Origin of the sequence: Desulfobulbus sp. (genome assembly GCF_030824455.1) — a bacterium.
GTDB lineage: Bacteria > Desulfobacterota > Desulfobulbia > Desulfobulbales > Desulfobulbaceae > Desulfobulbus.
The window spans coordinates 24,340-30,461 of sequence record NZ_JAVBXR010000006.1 but is presented as its reverse complement, the minus strand read 5'-3'; the positions used below and the strand labels follow the sequence as shown (position 1 = coordinate 30,461).

The 6,122-nt window shown below is 60.9% G+C and carries 5 protein-coding genes; 3 read left to right on the top strand and 2 right to left on the bottom strand.

The features are described 5' to 3' along the window. Positions 1-508: RsmE family RNA methyltransferase (locus RCH93_RS00675; RefSeq protein ID WP_306546102.1), on the top strand; the 508-nt coding region annotated here is incomplete at its 5' end. Here the strand turns inward: RCH93_RS00675 and murJ are convergent. Next, positions 487-2,094, bottom strand: a complete 1,608-nt coding sequence (gene murJ / locus RCH93_RS00670; protein WP_306546101.1) for a murein biosynthesis integral membrane protein MurJ — start codon at positions 2,092-2,094, stop codon at positions 487-489. The genes RCH93_RS00675 and murJ overlap by 22 nt on opposite strands. A 191-nt stretch (positions 2,095-2,285) precedes the next feature. On the opposite strand from murJ, the gene fusA reads away from it, so the two are divergent. Both fusA and RCH93_RS00660 read left to right on the top strand, forming a co-directional pair. Then, a complete protein-coding gene (fusA, locus tag RCH93_RS00665; protein ID WP_306546100.1) occupies positions 2,286-4,352 on the top strand; it encodes an elongation factor G in 2,067 nt (688 codons plus the stop codon). Further along, entirely contained in the window at positions 4,352-4,864 is a 513-nt protein-coding gene (locus tag RCH93_RS00660) for a molybdenum cofactor biosynthesis protein B (protein ID WP_306546099.1), read from the top strand. Before fusA ends, RCH93_RS00660 begins: the two co-directional genes overlap by 1 nt. A 92-nt stretch (positions 4,865-4,956) precedes the next feature. On the opposite strand, the gene purM is transcribed toward RCH93_RS00660, so the two are convergent. After that, a complete protein-coding gene (gene purM, locus RCH93_RS00655) occupies positions 4,957-6,015 on the bottom strand; it encodes a phosphoribosylformylglycinamidine cyclo-ligase (protein ID WP_306546097.1) in 1,059 nt (352 codons plus the stop codon). Between the last annotated feature and the right edge of the window lie 107 nt (positions 6,016-6,122).

Below are 6,122 nucleotides of genomic sequence, written 5' to 3'. Positions count from 1 at the left end.
GCTGATTCTGGCCCTGCCCCGGCCGATCATGCTCCAGCGCATCCTCAAACAGGCGACAGTGCTGGGGGTGCGGCGGTTTCATCTCATCCGTTCGCGTCGGGTGGAAAAATCGTTTTTCCACAGTCCGGTGCTGGCTCCGGAGAAGATCCGCACTATCCTGCTGGAAGGCATGGAGCAGGCCATGGACACCTGGCTGCCCGAAGTGACCATCCATCACCAATTCAAGCCGTTTGTCGAGGATGTGCTGCCGACCCTTGCTGGTCAGGGGCTGATTGCCCACCCCGGTGTGGCGGGAACCCTGGCCGGCGTCCCGGTGTCAGGAGAACCGGGGCAGCGGCTCCTGCTGGCGGTCGGCCCCGAGGGCGGCTGGTCCGACCATGAGCTGCAATGTTTTGTTGATTGCGGTTTTTACGGCTTCACCATGGGCGACCGCATCCTCCACGTCGACACCGCCGTGGTCAGTCTGCTGGCCCAGTTGCAACTGCTCTACGATTTGCGGAAGCGCTGAGCCACCTTGCCGGTCAGCAGGGTGAATTCCGGCAAGCGCAACAGCTGCAGGCTGATCGCATAAATTCCCACCCCCACTCCGATCAAGGCCGCCATGGCCGCGCTCTGGAGCAGCGTCGAACCGTTCGCCCACGGCGCCAGCAGTTGCTGCATCCCCCAAATGGAGCCGGACATCAGACCGGCGGCCGCGAGAATCTTGGCCAATCCCCGCAGCAGATAACCGACCGGATACCCCGCGAGTTTGCGATACAACACCACGCTAAGAAAGAGAAAGTTGAGGATCATGGCGCAGGAGGTGGCCAGGGCGATGCCCCGGTGCTGGAAGAGATCGACCACCTGATAGATGATCAGCACATTGATCGCCACCCCGAGAAAGCTGCCGATCACCGGATACTTGGTGTTGCCGATGGCGTAGAACACCGGCACCATCACCTTGATGGCCGAATAGGCAAAGAGGCCGTAGGCGTAAAAGGTGAGGGCGGCTGCGGTCTGCAGGGTGTCGGCGGCGGTGAAGGCCCCGTGCTCGAAGATCAGGCGGATGATCGGCTGGGAGAGCAGCATCAGGCCGGCGGTGGCGGGCACGGCCAAGGCAAAGACCAGCACCAGCGAGGAAGTGAAGGTCTGCTTGAGGCTGGCGAGATCTTTTTCGGCCGCCTGTTTGGCCAGCACCGGCATGACGGCAATCGACAGGGCCACGCCAAAGACGCCGATGGGCAATTGCACCAGACGGAAGGCGTAGTTGAGCCAGGAAACAGAGCCCTGGGCGCAGGAGGCGGCGAAGTTGGTGTTGACGAAGATGTTGATCTGGGTGGCGGACATGCCGATGGTGGCGGGCAGCATCAAGAGCAGGATGCGTCGCAGGCCGGGGTCGGTTGGATTGAGATTCAAGCGGAAGCGGAATCCCACCTGACGCAGGGCGGGCAACTGCATCAACAACTGCATGGCTCCGCCGATCAGGGTGCCCCAGGCCATGCCGGCGATGGCCGGTTGCCCGAATTTGGGGAACAGCCAGGCCAGTCCCAGGCCGCCGACAATCGAGCCCAGGTTGAAGAAGGTCGAGCTCATGGCCGGCACGAAAAACTTGCCCTTGGTGTTGAGCATGCCCATCACCACCGCCGCCAGCGACACGAACAGCAGAAAAGGGAACATGATCCGGGTCAGTTTGACGGTCAGGGCCGTCTTGCCGCCGATGAGCTGAAAATCCGGGGCCAGCAGGTTGACCAGGGGATCGGCCCAATACATGCCGATCAGGGTGAGGGCGCTGATCAACGCGGCAAAGAAGACCAGGACGTTGCCGGCCAGTCGCCAGGTGGCCTCGGCCCCCCGGTTAGTGCTGTAGTCGGTGAAAACAGTGACAAAGGCGGCGGAAAGGGCGCCTTCGGCAAAGAGGTCCCGCAGCAGATTGGGAATGCGGAAGGCGACGACAAAGGCGTCGTAGGCAAATCCTGCCCCGAAAAGGCCGGCAAACACCTGTTCGCGGATCAGGCCAAGGACCCGGCTGCACATGACGGCGATGCTCACCGCGCCTGCGGAACGAGCGATTTTAGCGGTTGCGCCGGAGGGTTGCGTCGATGGTGCTGTGGTCATTGATTGATCAAGGTTTCAGGAGGTTATAGCTTGACTTTGCAATATTAATACGAATATAACAAAGGCTCGTTTTTGTGGATTCGTTGGTTACCATTCTTGCCGCGAAAGAGGAAGGGCTTTTCATCGATTTTCGGGCACGAATGCTGCCGTGAACATTGATACAGCATCCGTTTCACTTACTGGAGGTATCCATGCAGGACGTACAGCAGATCAGGAATGTGGTTCTTTTTGGACATGGCAACAGCGGTAAATCCACCCTGGCCGAGGCCTTGTTGTTCACTGCCGGTTCGCTGAAACGGCAGGGCAAGGTGGATGAAGGAACCTCTTCCATGGATTTCGAGCCGGAAGAGATCAAACGCAAGATTTCCATCGGCGCGGCGTTCAACCAGCTGACCTGGCAGAAAAAAGACGTCTTTCTCATCGACACCCCAGGCGACGACAACTTCTTCAACGAAACCCGATTCGCCGCCCAAGTGGCCGACAGCGCCATCCTCACCGTCGGCGCGGTGCTGGGCGTTCGCGCCCAGACCGAGAAATTCGTTGACCTGATCAAAGACAACCACCTGCCCTGCCTGATCTGCGTCACCAAGATGGATCGCGAACGGGCCAACTTCCAGAAAACCGTCGACGGCATCCGCGAGGCCACCGGCTTGAACCCGGTGGTGCTGTATCTGCCCATCGGCGCCGAGGACAACTTCAAGGGCGTGGTCGACATTCTCGCCAACAAGGCCCTGCTGTTCGCCGACGGCGGCAAGGCTACGGTTGCCGATGTTCCGGCGGATCTTGCCGCCGAAGTCGCCAGCCTGCGGGACAACCTGATGGAGTATGTGGCCGAGACCGACGACGAACTGATCGAAAAATTCCTTGAAGAAGGCGAACTGACCGATGAGGAATTGAAGGCCGGCCTTTCGGCGGCGATTCAAAACGCCCGACTGGCACCGGTCTGCGCCTGCGCCTCGCTGGTCAATCTGGGCTCCAGCGTTGTCCTGGACGCGATCGTCAACCTGCTGCCTTCCCCGGATCAACGTCCGGCCCGGGTAGGAATCCATCCCAAAACCAAGGCCGACATCGAGCGCCCAGGCGCGGCCGATGCGCCGTTCTCCGCCCTGGTGTTCAAGACCATGGCCGATCCTTTTGCCGGCCGTCTGACCATCTTCCGGGTTTTCTCTGGCACCCTCAAAGGCGACGCCTTTTACAACGCCAGCAAGGGAACCGCCGAGCGCTTTGGCCAATTGTACATCATGGCCGGCAAGGAGCAGAAACCGGTGGAGCAGGCCATCCCCGGCATGGTGGTGGCGGTGGCAAAACTCAAGGAAACCACCACCGGCGACACCCTGTGCGAGGAGGCCAACCCCATCATCTATCCGATGGTTGAGCCGCTGCCGCCGGTGATTGCCTACGCGGTCAGCGCCAAGAAGGGCGACGAGGAAAAGCTCTTTTCCTCCATCACCCGCCTGCTTGACGAAGATTTGACCCTGAAGCTGACCCGCGAGCAGCAGACCCACGAGACGTTGATCTCCGGCGTTGGTCAGGTGCATCTCGAGGTGATCGGCGAGAAGATCAAACGCAAGTTCGGGGTGGAGATGGAACTGCGCTCGCCGCGCGTGCCGTATCGCGAAACGCTTAAGGGCAAGGTCACCATCCAGGGCAAGCATAAAAAACAATCCGGCGGCCGCGGTCAGTTCGGCGACTGCACCATCGAGATGGAGCCGTTGGCGCGGGGCGAATATTTCCAGTTTGTCGACAAAATCATCGGCGGCGTTATTCCCCAGCAGTACCGGCCGGCGGTGGAGAAGGGCATCCTGGAGGCCATGGAGCGGGGCGTTATTGCCGGCTATCCCTTTGTCGATCTCAAGGTTAACCTGATCGACGGCTCCTATCACAACGTCGACAGCTCGGAAATGGCGTTCAAGATCGCCGGCTCGCTGGCCTTCAAGAAAGGCGTGCTTCAGGCGCAGCCCATCCTACTTGAGCCGATCATGGAGCTGGAGGTGCGGGTGCACAAGGATTTCGTCGGCGACGTCATGGGCGATCTCAACAGCCGGCGCGGCCGCGTCCTGGGCATGGACTCGGCCGACAAGGTCGAGATCATCAACGCCCATGTGCCCCAGGCCGAGATCCTGTTGTACGCTCTGGATCTAACCTCGATGACCGGCGGTCGCGGCGCGTTTACGGTGAAGTTCTCCCATTACGAGGAGGTGCCGGGCCAGATTGCCGAGAAGATCGTCGCCGACTATAAAGACAAGGCGGAGGAATAATGGCGGGGCCGTCTCGATCCTACCGGTGCGGCGTGCTGACCCTGAGCGACAAGGGGTCGCGCGGCGAGCGCGAAGACACCAGCGGGCCGCTGCTGCAGGAGATGCTGCGGGCTGAGGGGTACGAGATTGCCGTTGCCTTGATTATTCCGGATCAGCAGTCCCTGATCGAGCAAACCCTGGTGCAATGGGTGGACGAACAACGGTTGGATTTGATTGTCACCACCGGCGGCACCGGGGTTTCGCCCAGCGACCGCACCCCCGAGGCCACCCGCGCGGTGATTGAGACGGAGATTCCTGGCCTTGCCGAGGCCATGCGGCAGGCCAGCCTGCAGAAAACCGTGCAGGCGGTCTGGTCGCGCGGCATTGCCGGCATCCGCAAGGGATGTCTGATTTTGAACCTGCCGGGCAGCAAAAAGGCGGCCGGGGAGAATCTGGCGGCGGTCTTGCCGGCCTTGCAGCACGGGATCTACAAACTCAAAGGCGGCGACGCCGACTGCGGCCAGGTCGGCTAAAGCAACGAGCGACAGGCACAAAAAAAGCTCCGGGCGAACAGGTCGCTCGGAGCTTTTTTGCGTTCAGGGTTTGGCGGGGCAACAGCGGCCGATCAGCAGACTCCGTCGATGACCACCTGGCGGTCGTTGCCGGCCTGGGCCGCCTTGATCTCGCCGATCAGGTAGGGTTGCTCGCCGTGGGCGCGGAATTGGAGCAGCAGGTCTTCGGCGTTGCTTTCCGGCACAATGGCCATCATGCCGATGCCCATGTTGTAGGTGCGATACATCTCGGTGACCGAGATGCCGCCTTTTTCCTGCAAATAGGTGAACACCGGCAGCACCGGCCAACTGTCCCGGGTGATGTGGGCGGCGCAGCCGGCGGGCAGGATGCGCGGGATGTTGTCGATGAAGCCGCCGCCGGTGATGTGCACCAGACCGTGGATGGTGCAGCGGCGCAGGATGTTGACCATGCTTTCCACATAGATGCGGGTCGGCCGCAGCAGTTCCTCGCCGACCGTGCAGCCGAACTCCTCGATATAGTCGTCGACCTTTTTGCCCAGTTCCTCGAAAAACACCTTGCGCACCAGCGAGTAGCCGTTGGAGTGGATGCCCGAGGAGGCCAGGCCGATGATCTTGTCGCCGACGCGGATGTCGCTGCCGTCGATGATGGCGTTGCGGTCGCCGATGCCGACCACGAATCCGGCCAGGTCGTAATCGCCCGGCTGGTAGAGGCCCGGCATCTCAGCGGTTTCGCCGCCGATCAGCGAACATTGGGCCTGTTTGCAGCCGGCGGCGATGCCGCGCACCACCTCGGTGGCGACGTCGAGGTCAAGCGCGCTGCTGGCAAAATAATCGAGGAAGAAGAGCGGTTTGGCCCCGCTGACGATCACGTCGTTGACGCACATGGCCACCAGATCAATGCCGATGGTGTCGTGCTTGTTGCACAGTTTGGCCACGCTGAGCTTGGTGCCGACCCCATCGGTGGAGGCGATCAGCACCGGGTTTTTCAGATCCTCGTTGCCAATGGCAAAGAGCCCGGAAAAACCGCCGATGTCGGTGAGCACGCCGCGACGGTGGGTGTCGGAGACAATGGATTTGATCCGGGAAATGAAAAGATTGCCCTTGTCGATGTCAACGCCGGCTTCGGTGTATTTGGAGGATGTTTGCGTCATGAAGGTGTCTTGAGTGTCTCGCGCCCGCGTTCAAACGACCAGCGATGCCGGAAGCTGAACTGCGCCAAGCGCAAGAAATGGAATGGAGAGGAAATTGATCATTTTAC